Origin of the sequence: uncultured Methanobrevibacter sp., from assembly GCF_947166415.1 — an archaeon.
Classification (GTDB): domain Archaea; phylum Methanobacteriota; class Methanobacteria; order Methanobacteriales; family Methanobacteriaceae; genus Methanocatella.
On sequence record NZ_CAMVEE010000011.1, the window covers coordinates 20368 to 40310 of the forward strand.

A 19943-nucleotide genomic window follows, 5' to 3' on the forward strand; every position below is an offset into this window, starting at 1 on the left:
TTATCACCAATAGCTTATTTCCAGAAGCACTGAAACAGGCTTTCCCTCTTCGCAGGACAAGTCCCAGGCTTCAATTATGTCTTCATAGGCTCCGTCAGGATTTCCAGGTTTGAAAAACCTGTAATCCATAGCTTCCAATATTCTTGGGGTTGATTTACCCATAGGGACCTGTCCGCATATGCTTTCGCCTTCAGTTCCCCTATGGCTCATTATCATAAGCAATGGGAATTCATAGAGTTCCATTAATGATTTCAATGCGTTAATTGAGTTTCCAAGTCCTGAATTCTGCATCAGTATTGCAGGCTTTTTGCCCCCAAGATATGCTCCTGCACATATTCCTATTCCTTCCTCTTCACGTGTAACGGGAATATGGGTTATTTCTTCGTCTTCATCAATCATATCCAATAATTTTGATAGGTTAACACATGGAACGCTAACGATAAAGTCGATTCCAACATCTTTAAGGCCATCAAAAATAGCTTCGCTACTGTCCATAAAATCACTTCTCTTAATGTTATTTAAGATTTATAATTCATCATTTAAATAGCTATTTCAATATTAAAGTCATAGATTTTCGATGTTTTTCAATTTTTTTTGATAAAAATTAATGTTTTTTATTTTTATTAATGTACATTTTAATACAAATAGTTTAATTAATAGAAAACTTTTTATTTAATTTTATGTTAATATATAATCATGTTTGAAAGACTATCCGTTACACCCGAAACAGAAAAAATCCTGACCAAGGCTTTGGATGAGGAAATTTCTGTTGAAGAAGCTAATCATTTAATGAACGTTAAGGGTCCAGACCTCTATCCATTGCTTGCGACAGCCGATTATTTGAGGCAGGAAATTGTTGGAGACAATGTCACCTTCATCAATAACTGCAATATCAATTTCACAAATATCTGTACTGTCAGATGTGGTTTTTGCGCATTCGGAAAGGATGCCGACGACCCGGATGCGTATATTCTAGATGATGAAGCTATTTTAACAAAGGCTCATGGTGCAGTAGAAAAGGGTGCTCACGAGTTTTGCGTAATGGGTGGTGTGCTTGCAGACGCCGATATTGAGTATTACGAACATTTGCTTCAATTGTTGAAAGGGGAATATCCTGATGTGATGATTCATGGATTTTCACCGACAATGATTAGTGATGCGTGTATGGTTTCAGGTATTGACTTTGCTGAAGGCTGTGAAAGGCTTAAAAGTGCAGGTCTGGATACATTGCCTGGAACTGCAGCTGAAATATTAACGGATAGGTCTAGAGAAATAATATGCCCTGAAAAGGTGACTGTCCAGGAATGGATTGACATTGTCAAAACCGCGCATGAAGTGGGAATTCCGGGATCCGCTACAATAATGTATGGTCATGTGGAAACTTTGGAAGAAAGGGTAGAACACATTGACATTATCAGAAAAATCCAAGAGGATACTCACGGATTCACTGAATTCATCCCAATGACATTCATGCACGAGTACTCTCCAATCTTTTTGGAAGGCCAAAGCAACCTGGGAGCTACTGGAACTCAGGATTTAAAGTTATATGCAGTTTCCAGATTGATGTTAAGGGATTTGATTCCAAACATTCAGGTGTCCTGGGTAAAATTGGGATTCAGATTTGCCCAAGTTGTATTGACAGCAGGCGCCAATGATTTGGGAGGCACTTTAGGAGGAGATGAATTGTCTGAAGCTTCAGGTGCTCCTGATGGAGTTGATGCATCAATAAATACCTTAAGCAGAATGGTTAAGGATTTGGGCAGAAATCCAATAGAAAGGAATTCCAAATACACTGAATTCTATCCGATTGAGTAGTCAGGTGGTTTTTATGAATAAGTTTATTGTTTTTGATGGTTTGGACGGCTGCGGTAAGGATACGCAGGTTAATCTAATCGCGGAAATGTATGAAGGTCAAGGCCGTGATGTAGTTATCCGGTCCCATCCATGCAATGACAATAAATTCGGCAAAAAATCAAAGCAGGCTCTTTTAAAAACAGGAAAACTCAATCATATCAAAGCGACTTTTTATTATGGTTTGGATGCGCTCAGGTCTGTTCATATGTATTATTACAATAAAAAAACAGATGTTTTAATCTTTTCTAGATATACAATTGCCGTTGCATATCTTCCGAATGTCGTTGACACAATCGTATATAGGATTGTTTCATTCATTCTACCGAAATCAGATTGCATGTTCTTTTTGGATGTGTCTCCGGAAGAGTCCTTAAGAAGAATCAAGGCACGTAATGAAGATGAAGAAATGTTTGAAAATATTGAGGACTTGAAAAAGGCACGTGCCAAGGCCAAAAAGGTCACATATGAATGGAATGTGATTCCAAGTGATGATTCTCCTGAAATCATCTCTGAAAAAATAAAGAAAATATGTTTAGAATCAGATAAACTGCCTGCAAAATGAGTTAAACGTCTTTTCTTTCATAAACAAATTTAGGAACTGCTTTTGAAAACGGATCGAATGTTTCCCTATTTTTTACTTCCATGCATTTCATGCTTACTTTTGAGTGAAGTGATGAAGGTAATCTAAGAATTCTTTTTAAGTCTATTGTTACTTTAGCGTCAATTGTAGCGAGGTTTACTCTTGCCATTGCTTCAACAAGGTTTTTATATCTTCTAGGACCGATATCCCTTTTGAAATATCCCCAGTTGTTATCTTCCAGGTGATGCCTTGCATCCATGATGTCTTTCATCAATTTGGGATTTATGCCGTCCAGTTTTTCATTCCCGACCAGATGCTGGATATTGAACTTGACTTTATCTGTAAATATCTTTGAATATCCAACTGGAATTGAGAAATGTTCGAAATTGAAGCTTTTGTTTGAAATTTCGGGATTGACGAACTGTGATTTCGGTACTTCAGCACCAGCAACGTATTTCAACACTTCAGAGCGGAGTTCGCTGTTTGCAACCATCATCTCCTCATCAAGAATTCTGATGTGATATCCTCTTCCAGAATAGATCAGATGGATATTTTTAAGGCCCAAGTCGGATTCCAATGTGTCAATTAGGCTATTGACAATTTCCAAAGCTTCGCCTAGGCATACTTCACATACGCCGTCACATTGGCAGGTTCTTATTGGAATGTCCTTTGCATCGACGTCAAAAATGTATTCTGCCTTCTGCCAGTCTTCCCTTCTTCTAGGGTTGTTGTAAAATGCTACTGAAATGTAAGCTGCAAAAGGAGACTTGAATCTTAGAAATTTTTTCAAAGATTCAGTGCCTCTAAAGACCTTATATCTGTCGTTAGGGCCTTTGCCGTTATGGTCAAAACCGAACTCCCTTTTTTTAATGTCTTTACTTATGAATTCCGGCAAGTCCTTTTCGGACCATTCCTCACGGTAGTATTGTCTCCTTTCTTTTAGAGTAGCTTTGGAAAACATGATTAATAATTACTTTTTTAAAGTATATATTATTTCTTAAAGTGCGCATTTTCACAAAAACAATTAATAATTTTATTAAATAGTTCCTTTAAATATTAAATCATGGAAGAAATAGTTGAAGTGATTGGAGTTGAACATTTAAAAACTGTTCTTTCCAGTTTAACTCCTGAAGAAATTGTAAAGCCAGCATTCGATAATTGGATTGCTGCTCAAAGAACCGGTCATACAGTTTTGAATTTGGAAAACGGAAAGGTATACGGTTTGGGCATTGAGCATAACCAGTTGCCTCTGGCGGACAATATATACATTGAATTGTTTACAATAAAGGCAAACGAAGACCCTATTGATGCCGAAGAGTTCTTTTCCAAAAGTGAATATGATGAATTTCTGGAGTTCAGCAGCGATGACCCTTGCGAATATATTCCGGATATAATAACTGATTTTTGCGACCAGAATGGTATTGATGAATATGAAAGGAAAATTGGACTTCTGGCATATAATTTCGAAAAAAACGAGCTTGAAAATTATAATATGTGGGAATCATCAATTCTGAATAAGTATTATGATGCGATATATGAAGAGCATAATCCATTTAAGTTTTCACAGTCTTCTATGTAAAAAAAATAAAAAATAAGGAAGAAACTTAAGCAGTTTCTTCAAATTCTACTTTTTCACCAAGCACTCTTAAACCGATGAACATCACAATAACTGCGACTGGGATACAGAAGTACCAAGCAACTCCAAATCCTGCTGGGATGTATCCGAATACGATTGAGATGATTGCAACGAAGATTGCATAGTAAATTTGTGTTTGAACGTGGTCAATATGGTTACAGCTAGTACCCATACTTGACAGGATTGTAGTATCTGAAATAGGTGAACAGTGGTCACCGAAGATAGCTCCAGTCAATACACCACTTGTACAGGTAACAACGAATCCCATATCAGGTGAAACCGCCCAAGCGAGAGGGATGGTCAATGGCATTAAGATACTCATTGTACCGTAAGATGTACCTGTTGCAAATGAGATCAATGCTCCTAATACGAAGATTAAAGTTGGTAAAATCCAGAATGGAATTGTATCCTTGAGGATACCTACTAGATAGTTAGCAGTACCTACTTCTCCGATTACTCCACCTAAGGACCATGCGAGCAATAGGATTACACCAGTGATAACAATGGTTTTCATACCTCCAACCCATTCAGCGATAGCTTGTTCGACACTCATAATTTTTTGAAGAACAGCCATTACAATAGCTACGATTGAAGCGAGCAATGCTGCTTGGAACAAAGCAACGGATGCGTCTGATTGGGATAAAGCTGTAAATATACCATTGAATGATAATGGTGAAGATTTCATGATAGCGATAAGTGCTTGATCTTCCCCACCTAAGATGATGGTGTAACCGCTCCAGTAGAATGCGATAAGAGCACCTATGATTAAAGTACCGATTGGAATGATTGCATTCCAGATGCTTAATTTGATACCTTCAACAGGTTGTACTTCATCGAATCCTGGAGCTTCAAGAGCTTTTACAGGTTCTGAGTCTTTTCTTTTACGAGCTTCTTGTTCCGCTTTTTTCATTGGTCCAAACTCATATAATGTGAGTGCAGAAATTACAATGAATATTAAAATCAAAATGTTATAGAATCTAAATGGAATAGTCTGTAAAAATATTCCGAATCCACTAACGTTCATTCCGATTGATTTGAAACCTTCAGCGATTAAACTGATTTCCAAACCAATCCAAGTAGAAATGATTGCAATACCAGCAACAGGAGCAGCAGTTGCGTCAACAACGAATGCTAATTTTTGTCTGGATACTTTAAGTTTGTCCATAACAGGTCTCATGATAGGACCTACGATTAAAGAGTTTGCATAGTCGTCGAAAAATACACATAATCCTAAGAACCATGTGATAAGTTGAGCTTTTTTAGGGGTATCAGCACGTTTAGCCAATGCATCCGCCAAAGCTTTTGCCCCACCCATTTTGGTAACTAATTGAATAATACCACCGATAAGTAAACATTGAAGAACAATACCTGCATTCCATGGGTCAGCCATACAGCCGATCACTTGGCTTCCTAAAGCTAGGAAAGCATTGATAGCACTTTCAATAATGTTTAAATTATTTACAGAAACCATGAATTCTCCAACGAAAACTCCAATAAACAGTGATAGAATTGTTTCTTTGGTAATAAATGCTAATATAATAGCTACAAGTGGAGGTAATAATGTTAAAACCCCAAATCTTACTGCATTATCATCACTAGCAGGTGCTTGAGTGATTACAAGGGATAATACAAAAAGAGCTATTACAGAAAAAGCAGTTATTAGTCCGATTTTCATATTGTCGTTTATGTTCATAAATTCCACCATTTATTAAAAAAATATTTTTTTAAATTCTGTAATGAGCATAATTTAATTTCTATATTTATGGATTCTTGTTGTCGACTGTTAAGAATCACCATAAACAAATTAAATCATATTATATAATTTATAATTTATATTATAAAAAGTATTACGATTTAAATTAAAATTAGTGTGTTTTAATTCGATTTAATATAAAACAATAGAAATTAAAGAACAATATTATTTTAATCTAGTGTTATGGATTTGTTCAATTATCAAATCGGATTTTTATGTTTATTAAATATAAAAGGACTATTTTAATTGACATTTATTTTTGAGGGCATTACTCTTCCTTGGCCTGGTTGTCGAGTTGATATTTCTTGCGTCCGTAACATGAAAGGGGATTGTTTATGCCTTTGCATGATTTGTCGGGATGGCATAGCTGAGGCAGGTGTATCTTTATCTTCTCGCAGCTCATTGGAGTATACCATTTTGTTTCGCCTTCGTGATTGATGTCAACCTTGTCATGCATACCGAAGCCCAGTTTTGAAATGATGTTTATCTTTTCCTGTGGCTGGTCTTCAAATAGCGGTGGTGTACAGTTGTCTGCGGCATCAAAAATCAACGGCAGAATTTCATTTTCAGTAATTGACAGGTCAGGGTCCATATCGGATACCTTCACGGTTTCATCTGAAGCGAAAATTCTTGGATATAGTCTTGCATATGATGCAAATGAAGTTAAAAGAAGCACTATTGCATCGTTACGTCCTCCTGAAGACACTCCGTTAACGGTTGCTTCAATGCATGGTGGGAATGCATCAGGATTTAGCTTTCCTGCCTGCACGCTTCCGTAGATTCCTCCGCTTCCGGCATAATATTGGTTGTATTTGCTTATTTCGTCCGGAATGAACTCTTTCAATTGCTCTCCTATTTTTATGATTGCAGGGTGAATCTCGATTCTTGCTGACATTTCCTTGATTCTTGCAATATACTCTTCAGTCTTTTGCATAATCAGTCTTGAAAGGATCTGTTCTTTGACGCTATCTCCTATCAGTATGCCGTACATCCTTTCCGGATTTCTGTCATGGAATTCATCGGCAAATCTCTCCAGGAAGTCGTCCTGCTGGAGTATGATGTCTCCGTTATCAATCAATAAATCGCTTAGTTTAAGTTTTTTTGATGCTATAACATCTCTTAGGGATTTCCAATTGATTGCACCGTCTATTTTTACTTCATCAAGCACTTCATCGATTATATCTGCCCTTGCCATCGGAGGTATTTTTGCAAGCCTTTCCAAAATGAGAAGTCCCTGTGATTCGATGAACAGCCTTGTTTCACGGGAGCCTAAGTTGAACTGAATTGCGATTGCCTGGCATAGAATGTGGAATGTAACGACATCAATGGAATACAATTCCTCGTTGGTCAGGTATTCAAATTCAGCCTGTCTGAAGTTTTTGTTGTTCTTTTTCTCGATTGCCCATTGGACACGTTTCATCGCATAATCAGCATATGATTTCGGAATCAGTGAGTCGTCGGATATTCTCTGGTTCAGTGTATGGGTACAGATATCAATCAAATCTTCATCTTCTTGAAAAATCTGGTCCAAATCACCGTATCCACCAATGATTCTTCTTCCTTCATCAGATAATGGGTTAATAAAAGAAACTTCAGCCATGTTTTTAACTTTTTATTTCATGTTTTAAATAGCTATCTCATTTTTAAAATCAATTTTGAGTTTAAAATATTAATCTATAACAGCGTTAAAAAATATAATTTATTAAATATGAATAACATAATTAAATCATGTTTAAATTAATTGAGGAGAAATATTAAATGACTAAAATATTTATATCATGTGCACTTCCTTACGCAAACGGGCCGTGTCATTTGGGCCATATACGTTCCACATACTTGCCTGCTGACATATATGCAAGATATAACCGTATGATAGGCAATGACGTGCTTTTGGTCTGCGCTACCGATGAACACGGAACCCCAATTGCAGTTAAAGCGGATAAGGAAAACAAAAAACCGATTGAGATTGCAAAAAGATATCACGATTTGATTGTAAAAGACGTTGAATCAATGAACATTTCACTGGATAACTTCACAAGGACCACAGATGAAATTCACTATGAAATAGCACAAAACTTCTTTAAGGACTTATATGATGAAGGATTAATCTACAGGCAGGATTTGGAACAGCTCTACTGTCCAAACTGTAATAAGTTCCTTCCTGACAGGTATGTTGAAGGATTATGTCCTGTTTGCGGTTCTGAAGCAAGAGGAGATCACTGTGAAAAATGCGGAAGGGCATTGGATCCAACAGAACTTGATGAACCTCACTGCATAACCTGCGGAACAACACCAATCATTAAAGACACATACCAATATGCATTCAAATTATCAGAGTTCGAGGATGATTTGAAGGACTACATTGCAAACAATGAAAATCTTCCCGCAAATGTAAGAAACTATGCAATGAACTGGCTTGAAGATGGATTGAATGACTGGACTTTAACAAGGGATATGGATTGGGGTATTCCAGTACCTCTTGAAGAAGCTAAAGGAAAGGTATTGTACGTATGGATTGAAGCATTTTTAGGATATATTTCCTCAGCGGCCCAATGGTCAAGAAAAACCGGAAATAAATGGGAAGAATACTGGAATGACTTTGTCGTTCATTTCATCGGTAAGGACATCATTTACCACCATTCAATATTCTGGCCGGGCCTTTTAAAAGCACATGATTGCAAATTGCCGGACATGATTTATGCCGGTGAATTCCTATCTCTTGAAGGAGAAAAGATGTCTACAAGTAAAAATTGGGTTATATGGATAGCCGATTTTGTTAAAGACTTCGAACCTGATTTGTTAAGGTACTTCCTGACCATCAATGCTCCTTTAAATAAGGATTCAGATTTCTCATGGGACGATTTCCAAAGAAGGAACAATGACGAATTGGCAGATGTAATCGGAAACTTCCTACACAGGACATTCACATTCACACGCAAGTTCTTTGACAGCAAAGTTCCTGAATACAAAAACCCGTCCGAAGAGGATGAGGAATTCAGAAAAGCCATTCAGGAGTTGCCTGATGCAGTCGGTGAATATATTACCAACTTTGAATTCAGGGAAGGTTTGCTTGAAATATTCAAGGTCGCTAAAAAGGGAAACAAATATTTCAATGACTGCGAGCCATGGAAAGCCGTAAAAGAGGACATGCAAAAGGCAGCAAACTGCCTACATTTATCCAATCAATTGGCAAAAACATTAGCTTACGTATTGAAACCTTATTTGCCAACCAAAGCTGATGAAATAGCTAAAATTATTAATTTGAACAATCTTGACGATTGGGAAGACGCAAAAGTTCCACTACCTGAAGGATATGAAATCAATAAAGCTAAACCCTTGTTTAAAAAGATTGATGACGACGTTATTGATGAAGAAAAGAAAAAACTAAAGGAAAACTTAAATGAAAATGAGGATGAAAACATGAGTGATTTAATCAGTATTGATGATTTTGACGAAGTTGTAATTAAGATAGGTCAAGTTTTAGAGGCTGAAAAAATAGAAAAATCAGATAAGTTATTAAAATTACAGGTTGACATAGGAGAGGAAAAACCTAGGCAAATCGTTGCAGGCCTTGCAAAATTCTACTCTCCTGAAGAATTGGTAGACAGGAAAGTCTGTGTTGTAGCCAATTTACAGCCTGCAAAATTATTCGGAACATTATCCGAAGGAATGATTTTAGCAACAGGAGAAAGCGGAGCATTATTATCTCCTGATGAAAATGCTGAAATCGGTGAAAGAATTCAATAAAATTTGATTGTTATGGAAGATTCTGTCCTGGTAAACAAAGCAGAGAAATACTTAAGAGAAATATCAAACGAGTCAATTAGTCTGGAAAATATTGATGATTTTGATAATTTCAAAAATCTTTACTTTAAGCTAGATGACAGATTAAACTATTTGCAAAAATTAAAGGACGATATGGATGCACAAGGATATACCACTCCTTTTACATCCTTAAGCCGTTATGGAACCAAGGCAGTAGCCGATGTTGCGATGGAAGAGGTCGGTGAAAACAGCCGCCACAACCAGATTTTCAAAACCAAAGCCAATGCCAAAAAGAATATTTTAGATAGGGTTAAATCAGCCATAGATTCACACAAGATTGCTATTGGACACCTTAATCAATACGGATATGTAAAATGCGATTCCTGTTATAAGAAGTATTCAATGGATGACTATAAAAAAATGGATTCCAAGTGCACATGCGGATGTAAGTCATTTTCATTTAAGGTTAACAGGGCACTGACACACAGGCTGGAAATCATTCCATACCTGCCCCTTTCAGGAAATTATATGGTTCTAAGGAACCAGCTTTCAAGTTATGGAAGGGAGGCCCTCAAAAAAGTTTTAAACATATTGAAACAGGAACGTAAAGGTGTTGTAAAAACAATATCTCTTGTAATCAGATTTAAGGATGAAAACAACAGGATGGTCCGAAAGAACGTTACTCTTGATTCTGAATACGTAAACAATTATGAGGAAGAAGTGAGAAGGATCTATGGCAGGCGCGTCAGGATTGAGAAATTGAGGTTCCATAGAACCAAGCCGGCCATCATTGACGACCAGCATGCAAGAACAGCTTTGGCCATTGCTTATGTCAGGTACTGTGAAAGCATAATCAATGAGATTAAAGAGGATATTTTAAAAAGAAGACTGTCCGATTTCAAAAGGATAAACAACTACGACAGCATCCTTGCCGAGTTTGAAAACCAAACTCCTGACTTTATAGATAAGGACGATGTAGATACAATAGAATCCTGGAGAAAATCAAAAATCGATGAAAAGTTAAAAAGCTTCAACTATCTTGACAAGTTTGGAAACAAGAACAGGTCATTGAACCGCGATTTGAAAATAAGGGACAACATATATAAGAATACTCTTGTAAACATAGCCTCCACTTTGATAAAATGGGACATGTTTAGGTTTTATTTGACAACATCCTATAACTCAAGAAAGATAGACATAGGTCCGTTCCCATATATCCGTGTTGAACTGGATAGAGAGCAACGGAAAGTCTTTCAAACAACAGAAACAAATGTAATCGAGATTTTACAGAGTTTCACAGATATCAAGATTATCCCAGTATATGAAATGGATTTGCTGCTGTATGAAAAATTCAAGTTCGAAAAGCAAATCAAGAGCTCAAACATAAAATTCAATAATGCTGCATTGGGAGCTGCATTGATACATCTGAATTCAGACATGGAGCTTGAAGAAATCAGCAATGCATTCAATATCAACGAATCAAAAATCAAAAAAGAAATAAAGAATATAGATACAATAAAAAATCCTAAAAGCGATAAATCCAAGAAATTCCTTGATTTGATAAAGAAATAGTGATAATATGGACGAAAGCATAACAACAGTTCACGTGACAAGCGTATTGACTTCATCAAGGATAGTGGATTTAATCGAGGAATATCCCAATTTAACGGAGATAACATGCTCCCCAAGCGTTTATAAAAGGACTTCCAAAAAATATATCGAAGCATTAGAGCAGTTGGACATTGAAGTTAAGAAGAGATATAATTGGGGAGCCAAAAGCAGAACCAACGGTGCTGAAGATTTCGTATTGAGACTGGCTAAAGACGGACTTAAGCCAACAGAAATTTCAAAAAAAATGGGCATAACCCTTAATCGCGTTTATTATTTACTTAATAAAACAAATGAAAAATTTGATAACAGAAACAGGAAACATGACCACAGTAAAGTGAAATCCTTAAAAGAGGAGGGTCTCTCCGCAAAGGAGATATCTGAAGAATTGGATATTCCACTCAGAACTGTGTATAATATCCTAAACAAAAAGTGATAACTATGATGATTTTACCACAACTTCCTTTGTATGCAATAGCTATAATCTGCGGGTTACTTTCATTTTTTGTAACCAGATTATCTATGCCGAGGATTATAAGAAAGCTTGAAGCTGCAGATATTGTAGGAAAAGACATTCACAAATCATGGAAGCCTATCGTAGCAGAAATGGGCGGATTTGGAATATTGTTCGGATTTATTATTGGAATGTTTTCAGGTATTTACATGCACGACCTTTTAACATTCCCGTTAGTAATTGTATTGGTTGTAATATTGCTTGTAGGTATAATTGGAATTGTAGATGATTTGCTTGCTCTTTCATCAAAGGAAAAGTTCTTTTTACTATTTTTAGCAGGCCTTCCATTGATTTGGGCAGCACCGCCTAATGTAGGATTATTGTATTTGATTTCAATACCTATTGCGCTTTCCATAGGTTCCAATTTGACAAACATGCTGGCTGGCCTAAACGGAATCGAATCAGGATTGGGTATCATATCATTGGCTTCCCTGACCATCGCATGTATCATTTTAGGAAAATATGACGTAACAATCATATCCATGAGTATGCTCGGTGCACTTATTGCATTTTTATATTTCAACAGATATCCTGCACAGATTTTCCCTGGAGATACAGGTACATTGATTATTGGTGCAGCAATCGTGTCAATTGCATTCATAGGTCGTGTAAAGTTAATCGCATTCATTGTTCTGATGCCGAACATTATCGATGCCGCTTTAAAATTCTATTCAGCAGGAGTTATGAATCGTCAGCAACAAAAGCCAACCCAATTGAACGATGAAGGAAAATTGGTAAGGCCTCAACAAGGTTTCAAATCCCTGATTCGTCTTGTTTTAAGAAAACCTATTGCTGAAAAGGATGCAGTAAAAATAATCTGGGGAATAGGAATAATATTCGGTATATTGGGTATTCTTGTAGCACTTGTAATGCCTGGAATGATTGAAAACCAGACATTGGCTAACTTCCTGCATATAAAGGAAATGTTTTATCATATTTAGGTGAAAGAATGAAGCCCTACGTAATTTTGAATGCAGCAATGACTTTGGACGGCAAAATAGCTACAGAAAATGGAAGCTCTAATATTTCAGGCGAAGAAGATTTGAAAAGGGTCCATGAACTTAGAAAAGAATGCGATGCGATAATGGTGGGAATAGGCACAGTCATGGCAGACGATCCTAGGCTGACCGTACATAAGGTGGATGCAAATCCCGATGATAATCCTCTAAGAGTTGTGGTAGACAGTAAATGCAGGACTCCAATCGACGCCAGAATTACAAACGAAGACGCAAAAACAGTCATTGCAGTTGCAAATGAATATAAGGATGACTTTTTAAAATCTGAAAAATATCAAACTTTCAAAAATAGGGGCGTAAAATTCTTTTTTTCCGGAAGCGAGCATGTGGACCTGGTTTCACTGATGAACTATCTGCATGAAGAGGGAATAGAAAAGCTGATGCTTGAAGGAGGAGCCACACTGAACTTTTCCATGATTAAATCAGGTCTCATTGATGAGATAAGAATTTGCATTGCTCCGATGGTTGTCGGAGGGGAAAAAGCAAAAACGTTCTTTGATGGTGAAGGCTTTCCAGTAATGGATTTGGCTGCCAGATTGGAATTGGTAGATTCATACAGTTTGGGAAAGGACTTGATTTTAACATATAAAGTGTTAAAATAATCCGCTGAATCCCACATTTTTACAAACACAGTATCTGCAAAGAGACTTTTTGTCATGAATGTATTTCATGCGGCCTTTGCAGAAATAGTCTCCATCAAAATAGTACACGTCATCTTTTTTGTTTTCACTAAATGGATGGAGAGGCTTTTTGGCTATAAGTGCAAGGTAAAGAGAAATATATTTTGTAAATTCACGGGTTTCCACATCACCTGATGCATACCTGTCAAAGTAAAACCCGATATCCGCCTGGATGTTTTTTATTACAGCATCTTTTATTTCAAAATCATCTTTTATTTCCAGTGCGTATATCTCATCATACACAGTTGAGTTATATTTTGCAAGCTTTTTTGTTAAAGGATCCTTGTATCTGTCATCGGTAGCCTTATTCCTTAAGTAATCTATCGGATAGTCCTTTAAATTTTCCTGAATAATCTTCAATAGTTTTGATGCTTTCATAATATTCCTTTTGATTTCAGAAGTTCTCTTGGATTGTCCACAATGGCTTTCATCGCTTCATCATGGGTCAGTCCTGCACCTAAAGCTATTTCATATGACTTTTCGAATGTGATTATGTTGTCAGGGGAGTGTGTATCGGTATTGACAAGGAGCTTGTTTCCGACTTCACGTGCGACATTTGCAACGTGTCCGTTTCCAAGGCAGTGTCCTTGGCGTGCAGAGATTTCCAGATAGATGTCATGCTCTTTTGCAAGTTCGGCCTCTTCAACTGTAATTAAGCCAGGATGTCCTAAAATATCTATATTTTCGGATTCAACTGCAGCCCTGTTTGTTCCAGGTGTAACAGGTTCGTTTAATGTTTCACCGTGTACAACAACAATCTTTGCCCCTAACTCTTTTGCTCTTGCAGCTATTCCGTCAATGGATTCTATTGGGGCATGGGTGACTTCAGCACCTAAAATTACTGTGATATCCCAATTTGCATTGATGTCGTCAATTGCATCCTGGATTGCAGGGATTGTCTCAACGTTTGACCAGTCAACATGATCTGTAATGGCTATTGCTTCATGATTCAATTTTAATGCTCTTCTTGCAAGTTCTGAGGGCAACAGTTCTCCGTCACTGAATAAACTGTGCATATGTAAATCGATTCTTTTGTTCAAAATATAACCTCTTTTTGTTAAATATAATATTTTATATAATACATAGAATATAAATTTATATAACCTAAATATTTATGAGGTAATTGAAATGAAAGCGAAAGCAGTAAAAATGGCTGATGGTGTTTACTGGGTTGGAGTAATCCACTGGCACAGTAGAACCTTCCACGGATATGGAATTCCAGGTACTACCTACAATGCTTATCTAGTATTTGGTGAAGAAAAAACTGTATTGATTGATAATGTTTACAGAGGAATGTTTGAACAGTTCGATGCAAGAGTAAGAGATGCATTTGAACAGGAAGGAAAAGAGTTCAAGATTGACGTATTTGTTCAAAACCATTCTGAAATGGATCATTCAACTTTCTTAAGAGAAACCATTGCTAAATACAACCCTGATGCTGAAATATATGCATCACAAAATTGTATTAATTTCTTAGAAGCACAATATCACAATTTCTCAGATTTGGAAATTACTCCTGTTGCAACAGGCGATGAATTGGACATTGGCGGAAGAACATTAAAATTCGTGTCCGCTCCGATGCTTCACTGGCCTGACAGCATGTTTACCTTGCTTGCTGAAGAGGGAATACTGTTCTCAAACGATGCATTCGGTCAGCATTTGGCACACTCAAAAAGATTCGATGAGGATTATAATACTGAATACTTGCTTAGGGAAGCTCAAAAGTACTATGCTAACCTTGTAACCCTAGGATCTCCAATGCTTAGAATGAAATTGCAAGAGCTTACAGACACTGGTTTAATCAATGACATTAAGATGATTGCACCGTGCCACGGTCAAATCTGGAAAAATCCTGCCCCAATCGTAGAAAAATACACCGAATGGGGATCAGGCGTCTGCAAAGATAAGATTACTGTAATCTATGATACAATGCATCACTCAACTGAAAAGCTCGCTTATCAAATAGCTGAGGGTATCATGAGCGAAGGCGTTGAAGTTGCAATGTATTTCATGCAGGAAGATGGTCCTGATGATGTTATTACAGATATTCTTGACTCCAAAGCTATTGCTTTAGGTGCTCCAACAATGATGAACAAGGCATTTCCAAGAATCGGTAACATGATGTACTGGCTTGACTGCGTTAATTTCAAAGGCACCGGCAGTGAGAAAAGTGCTTTAATCTTTTCATCTAAAGGTTGGGGTGGAGGAGCTGTCAAAAAACTTCAGGATGACCTTGAAAAAGCAGGATTCACTGTAACTGATACTATGGATGTGCTGTTCGTGCCTGACGAAGACGTTTTGGCTGAAGCATTCGAAAAAGGTGCAGCACTAGCAAGATCCATCAAAGAATAAATAACTTTATTCTTTTATTATTTTTTTCAAAAATTAATTGTTGCAAACAACAACATTATATATCAGGTTATTTAAAAAATAATTTAGGAGTTAATATTATGTCAAGCTTAGTAATTTACTTTTCAAGAAGCGGTGAAAATTATTTTGGAGGGGAACTTAAAAACATCGAAAAGGGTAATACAGAAGTGATTGCCGAATATATTCAGGAATTCGATGGTGCTGACCTTTTTAAAGTCGAACCTGCAGTCGAGTATCCTGCAGATTACATGCAATGCATTGATGTCGCCAAAAAGGAACAGCAAGCTGATGCAAGGCCTGAAATCAAAGAAACTCTTGATAGTATCGACGATTATGATACAGTATACATTGGTTTTCCAAACTGGTGGGGAACACTTCCGATGCCTATGTTTACCCAATTGGAACAGCTTGATTTTTCAGGAAAAGTCGTAAAGGCGTTCGTAACTCATGAAGGATCAGGATTCGGCTCCAGTGAAAAGGACTTGAAAAAACTATGTGAAGGAGCTGAAATCAAGAAAGGCCTTTCAATTCCGGGAGCTAAGGTTTACGATTCAAAAGAAGCCGTAAAAGCCTGGTTAAATGAGTAGTTAAAATCATTTTTTTTTAAATTTTTTTAAAGACCATCATCACTCAAAAGTTTAATTAAATAAAAAACAATATCTATTATTATGACAAATTCAGTTTTCGTACCTGGCCACATAACCGGCTTTTTCAGCATTGAAAATCATGATGTCAGCCTGAAAAACGGATCCTGCGGTGTCGGCTTTTTGCTTTCAAAAGGAGTTAAGACAACAATTTCACCTTCTGATGAATTGGAAATAGATGTCAATCAGGGCAACAGCACTGTAATTGATGAGGTATTGTCAATTCTTGAGGTTGAAACCAATTTTAAGATTGCTCAAGACATTCAGCTTCCAATCGGTGCAGGATTTGGAACTTCGGCGGCTTCCGCGCTTAGCCTGTCTTTGGCATTAAATGAGTTTCTTGACTTGGGATATTCAGAAGAGCTGTGCGGTCAGGTTGCCCATATGGCGGAAGTGAATCTTGGAGCAGGCCTGGGCGATGTGATAGCCCAAACAGGAAGAGGACTTGTGTTGAGGACTTCTCCGGGGGCTCCGGGAATCGGAGAAATCAAATCCTTTGAGCAGGATGTTTTCATAGCATATAAGACCTTTGGAGAAATAGAAACATCCGAAATCATCACGGATTCTAAGCATAAGGAAATCATTTCTGCATCAGGAAGAAAACATCTGGAACTCTTTGAAAAGGAATCAAGTTTGGAAAACTTTTTGTTATTTTCAAATCAGTTCGCCCATGAAATAGGGTTGATGTCTGAGGAAGTCAAAAATTTAGTTGATTATTTTAATTCTTCGAGTGATATTTTAGGAAGTTCCATGGCAATGCTTGGAAATACTGCATTCGCATTCGCATATGATGAGGATGCTTTCAAAAAGCTAGACATCGAAGACTTGCATATAGATAAACTTAACAACATTGGGATTGTTTATGATTAAACTTAGCTATGACATTAAGAATTATCGCCAGGATATACTGGATTTGGTAAGTGATGGGGACACAGTCATAGAATTGGGTTGCCATGTTGGAGGAACCACCAGATTGATTCCGGACACATGTAACATAATAGCTGTTGACAATTCCCCTGAAGCTGTTGATGAAATGAAAAAGCTTGAAAACGTTAGTTTCATTTCGGGAGATGTCAGATTGCATGAGATTTTGGCCGAAGTGTTTAAGATAACCTCGTCATGTGATGTTTTAGCTATTGATTTGGGAGGAGGATATCATCCTGACACTGTTTTTAAGGTATTTTATATATGGTCTTCAACCTTCAAGCCAAAGCATACAGTAATTCGAAACAGGGGCGTTTTGGAGTTTTTCAACTCAGCTATAGGAAGCGGTGAAGAGATTGCCAGTGATGAGGGTTATCTAGAAACTTATCATGATTCAGGAATTCCTCCGCTGATTAAGGAGTTTGACTTATGGACTCCGAATCTGAAGAGATGATTAACTTCTTTTTTTTTTAATATGATTAAAGTAATATTCCAAAATTTATTTTAAACTGTAGAAAATTGTATAATATGTATAATTTAATTTTAAAGAATTAATTAGCATTACTAAAAATTAATTACTTGATTGTCAATTTAAGTACAATTAATATTATATAGTCCAATCAAGAAAAATATAATTCATAACTATAAATGAGGTAATAAAATGATAGGTAAAAAGATTCGTTTAGAAAGAATCATTAACAGAAATACTGGTAGAACTGTAATTGCACCAATGGACCATGGTGTATCAAGCGGTCCGATTCCTGGAATCATCGACATGGATGAAACCGTAGAAGAAATCTCCCAGGGAGGAGCAGACGCAATCTTAATGCACAAAGGAATCGTAAAACAAGGCCACCGTGGTTACGGTAAGGATATAGGTCTTATTGTACATTTATCAGCAAGTACATCACTTGCACCAGACCCAAATGATAAAGTGACCGTAACAACCGTCGAAAAGGCAATTCAGCTTGGAGCAGATGCAGTTTCAATTCACGTAAACTTAGGTTCAGAAACTGAAAGTCAGATGTTGCAGGAATTAGGTGAAATCGCAGAGACCTGTGACTACTGGGGAATGCCTCTTTTAGCAATGATGTACCCTCGCGGACAAAAGGTTGAAAACGAACACGATGTTGAATTCGTTAAACATGCAGCACGTGTAGGATCTGAACTTGGTGTCGATATTGTAAAAACCAACTACACAGGAGACCCTGACTCATTCAAGGAAGTTGTTGAAGGGGCTATTGTACCTGTAGTCATTGCAGGAGGTCCAAAAATAGACACTGATGAAGAGCTATTGCAAATGGTAAAAGATTCCCTTGATGTTGGCGGAGCAGGTGTCGCATTCGGACGTAACCTCTTCCAAGCAGAAAACCCTGGAAAAATTACAAGGGCAATTTCTGAAATTGTCCACCATGATGCGGAAGTAGACGAAGCTTTAAAATTCTTAGAATAGGTGATTTGATGCAAAACAAATTCGCTTGGATCAGCACACCTGATGAAGTGTGGGAAGATAAAAAGGAAATGATAACCACAGCGTTGGAATCAGGAATAGACCATGTTTTAGATTTGGATGATGCAGAACAAATCAGAAAACTGGGCAATGTCAAAATAATTTCCAATCAAGATGATGCGGATATATATCTGGTGGGCATTAACAGCGAAGGAGACGGCTTTCTTGAATTGAATGACGATTTTCTAGATTCAGTCGATATAGCAAATGCAAGAAAAGCCAAAAGCGAAGGAAAAACTGTATGTGCATATATTAAAATCACAGATAAAGCTCATGAACAATTGGCAGTGAAATTGGGACAAATTGTAGATTACATTATCCTTGTAGGAACAGACTGGACAATCATCCCTCTTGAAAACATCATTGCCGATTTGCAAAAGGTAGATGTAAACATTATTGCGGCCGTCAGAGATTTGGACGGTGCAAAAGTGGCACTTGAAACCTTAGAGCACGGAACCGATGGAGTAATATTTGAAGCAAACGACTTCAATGAAACCAAAAAAATAGCCGAAGAAGTCGTTAAAGCATCACAAATCAGATATGAACTGAAAATAGCTACAATCACTAATGTAAAGCCATTGGGATCCGGTGACAGAGTCTGCATTGACACTACAGACATGATGAAACCAGGCGAAGGTATGTTAATCGGTTCATATTCAAAATCACTATTCCTTGTTCACTCAGAGAGTTTGGAAAGTGAATACGTTGCTTCAAGGCCATTCAGAGTAAATGCTGGTCCCGTTCAAGCATATGTAATGGTTCCTGGAAATAAAACTAGATACCTATCAGAACTTATTGCCGGAGATGAAGTTTTAATTGTCAATACCGAAGGGGAAACAAGAACAGCATATGTCGGAAGAAGCAAGATTGAAAGAAGGCCGCTGATTTTAATCGAAGCAGAATATGAAGGAAACACAATACGCACATTACTTCAAAATGCCGAAACAATCAGAATCGTCGATGAAAATGATGAACCGCTATCAGTAGCTGATGTAAAGCCTGGAGACAAGGTAAAGGTTTACATTGAATCTAATGCAAGGCATTTTGGAATAGCTATTGATGAAACAATCATTGAGCAGTGAGGAATAT

General features: G+C 37.2%; 20 protein-coding genes. 14 read left to right on the forward strand and 6 right to left on the reverse strand.

The annotated features are described in order from the left end of the window. Nucleotides 1-3: 3 nt before the first annotated feature. Complete coding sequence (gene comD, locus Q0W25_RS03560) at nucleotides 4-495, reverse strand: sulfopyruvate decarboxylase subunit alpha (RefSeq protein WP_297825954.1); 492 nt, start codon at nucleotides 493-495, stop codon at nucleotides 4-6. A gap of 201 nt (nucleotides 496-696) precedes the next feature. On the opposite strand from comD, the gene cofH reads away from it, so the two are divergent. Both cofH and Q0W25_RS03570 read left to right on the forward strand, forming a co-directional pair. Beyond that, entirely contained in the window at nucleotides 697-1815 is a 1119-nt protein-coding gene (gene cofH / locus Q0W25_RS03565; RefSeq protein ID WP_298519017.1) for a 5-amino-6-(D-ribitylamino)uracil--L-tyrosine 4-hydroxyphenyl transferase CofH, read from the forward strand. A 13-nt stretch (nucleotides 1816-1828) separates the two neighbouring features. Continuing rightward, nucleotides 1829-2416, forward strand: coding sequence for a thymidylate kinase (locus Q0W25_RS03570; RefSeq protein ID WP_298519020.1), 588 nt, complete (start codon nucleotides 1829-1831; stop codon nucleotides 2414-2416). A gap of 1 nt (nucleotide 2417) precedes the next feature. Here the strand turns inward: Q0W25_RS03570 and priS are convergent, their stop codons facing one another. Next, nucleotides 2418-3395: a DNA primase catalytic subunit PriS gene (gene priS / locus Q0W25_RS03575; RefSeq protein ID WP_298519023.1), complete on the reverse strand. Its 978-nt coding sequence runs from the start codon at nucleotides 3393-3395 to the stop codon at nucleotides 2418-2420. A gap of 102 nt (nucleotides 3396-3497) precedes the next feature. Here priS and Q0W25_RS03580 point away from each other — a divergent pair, with 102 nt between their 5' ends. Continuing rightward, nucleotides 3498-4013 carry a hypothetical protein gene (locus Q0W25_RS03580; protein WP_298519026.1) on the forward strand — a complete coding sequence of 172 codons (516 nt, stop codon included), beginning with the start codon at nucleotides 3498-3500 and terminating at the stop codon, nucleotides 4011-4013. A 25-nt stretch (nucleotides 4014-4038) separates the two neighbouring features. Here the strand turns inward: Q0W25_RS03580 and Q0W25_RS03585 are convergent, their stop codons facing one another. Together Q0W25_RS03585 and priL are read right to left on the reverse strand one after the other, a co-directional pair. Continuing rightward, a complete protein-coding gene (locus tag Q0W25_RS03585) occupies nucleotides 4039-5763 on the reverse strand; it encodes a Na+/H+ antiporter NhaC family protein (RefSeq protein ID WP_298519029.1) in 1725 nt (574 codons plus the stop codon). 328 nt (nucleotides 5764-6091) lie between these two features. Next, entirely contained in the window at nucleotides 6092-7423 is a 1332-nt protein-coding gene (gene priL, locus Q0W25_RS03590; protein ID WP_298519032.1) for a DNA primase large subunit PriL, read from the reverse strand. 158 nt (nucleotides 7424-7581) lie between these two features. On the opposite strand from priL, the gene metG reads away from it, so the two are divergent. The 5 genes from metG to Q0W25_RS03615 are packed head-to-tail and all read left to right on the forward strand — an operon-like array spanning nucleotide 7582 to nucleotide 13328. Then, nucleotides 7582-9570, forward strand: a complete 1989-nt coding sequence (gene metG, locus Q0W25_RS03595) for a methionine--tRNA ligase (protein WP_298519035.1) — start codon at nucleotides 7582-7584, stop codon at nucleotides 9568-9570. A gap of 12 nt (nucleotides 9571-9582) precedes the next feature. Beyond that, entirely contained in the window at nucleotides 9583-11160 is a 1578-nt protein-coding gene (locus tag Q0W25_RS03600; protein ID WP_298519038.1) for a DUF530 domain-containing protein, read from the forward strand. A 7-nt stretch (nucleotides 11161-11167) separates the two neighbouring features. Further along, nucleotides 11168-11632 (forward strand): helix-turn-helix domain-containing protein, encoded by a 465-nt coding sequence (locus tag Q0W25_RS03605; protein WP_297826779.1) that lies wholly within the window; start codon nucleotides 11168-11170, stop codon nucleotides 11630-11632. 5 nt (nucleotides 11633-11637) lie between these two features. After that, nucleotides 11638-12651, forward strand: coding sequence for a multidrug transporter (locus tag Q0W25_RS03610; RefSeq protein WP_297826777.1), 1014 nt, complete (start codon nucleotides 11638-11640; stop codon nucleotides 12649-12651). Between the two features lie 8 nt (nucleotides 12652-12659). Beyond that, a complete protein-coding gene (locus Q0W25_RS03615) occupies nucleotides 12660-13328 on the forward strand; it encodes a 2,5-diamino-6-(ribosylamino)-4(3H)-pyrimidinone 5'-phosphate reductase (protein ID WP_297826774.1) in 669 nt (222 codons plus the stop codon). Here the strand turns inward: Q0W25_RS03615 and Q0W25_RS03620 are convergent. Then, nucleotides 13320-13784 carry a DUF2115 family protein gene (locus Q0W25_RS03620; RefSeq protein ID WP_297826771.1) on the reverse strand — a complete coding sequence of 155 codons (465 nt, stop codon included), beginning with the start codon at nucleotides 13782-13784 and terminating at the stop codon, nucleotides 13320-13322. The genes Q0W25_RS03615 and Q0W25_RS03620 overlap by 9 nt on opposite strands. Continuing rightward, nucleotides 13781-14446: a histidinol phosphate phosphatase domain-containing protein gene (locus Q0W25_RS03625; RefSeq protein ID WP_298519042.1), complete on the reverse strand. Its 666-nt coding sequence runs from the start codon at nucleotides 14444-14446 to the stop codon at nucleotides 13781-13783. The genes Q0W25_RS03620 and Q0W25_RS03625 overlap by 4 nt, the downstream gene beginning before the upstream one ends. An 88-nt stretch (nucleotides 14447-14534) precedes the next feature. Between Q0W25_RS03625 and Q0W25_RS03630 the strand changes: the two genes are divergently transcribed. The 6 genes from Q0W25_RS03630 to Q0W25_RS03655 all read left to right on the forward strand — a co-directional run bounded on the left by Q0W25_RS03630 (nucleotide 14535) and on the right by Q0W25_RS03655 (nucleotide 19936). Further along, nucleotides 14535-15758, forward strand: coding sequence for an FprA family A-type flavoprotein (locus tag Q0W25_RS03630; protein ID WP_298519045.1), 1224 nt, complete (start codon nucleotides 14535-14537; stop codon nucleotides 15756-15758). A gap of 95 nt (nucleotides 15759-15853) precedes the next feature. Then, nucleotides 15854-16363, forward strand: coding sequence for a flavodoxin (locus Q0W25_RS03635; RefSeq protein ID WP_367269924.1), 510 nt, complete (start codon nucleotides 15854-15856; stop codon nucleotides 16361-16363). Between the two features lie 81 nt (nucleotides 16364-16444). Next, nucleotides 16445-17290, forward strand: a complete 846-nt coding sequence (locus Q0W25_RS03640; protein WP_298519048.1) for a pantoate kinase — start codon at nucleotides 16445-16447, stop codon at nucleotides 17288-17290. Next, nucleotides 17283-17798: a class I SAM-dependent methyltransferase gene (locus Q0W25_RS03645; RefSeq protein ID WP_298519051.1), complete on the forward strand. Its 516-nt coding sequence runs from the start codon at nucleotides 17283-17285 to the stop codon at nucleotides 17796-17798. The genes Q0W25_RS03640 and Q0W25_RS03645 overlap by 8 nt, the downstream gene beginning before the upstream one ends. Nucleotides 17799-18005: 207 nt before the next feature. Next, on the forward strand, nucleotides 18006-18797 hold the full coding sequence (locus Q0W25_RS03650) for a 2-amino-3,7-dideoxy-D-threo-hept-6-ulosonate synthase (protein WP_292826112.1): 792 nt from the start codon (nucleotides 18006-18008) through the stop codon (nucleotides 18795-18797). 8 nt (nucleotides 18798-18805) lie between these two features. After that, nucleotides 18806-19936 carry a 3-dehydroquinate synthase II gene (locus tag Q0W25_RS03655; RefSeq protein WP_298519054.1) on the forward strand — a complete coding sequence of 377 codons (1131 nt, stop codon included), beginning with the start codon at nucleotides 18806-18808 and terminating at the stop codon, nucleotides 19934-19936. The last annotated feature ends 7 nt before the right edge of the window (nucleotides 19937-19943 follow it).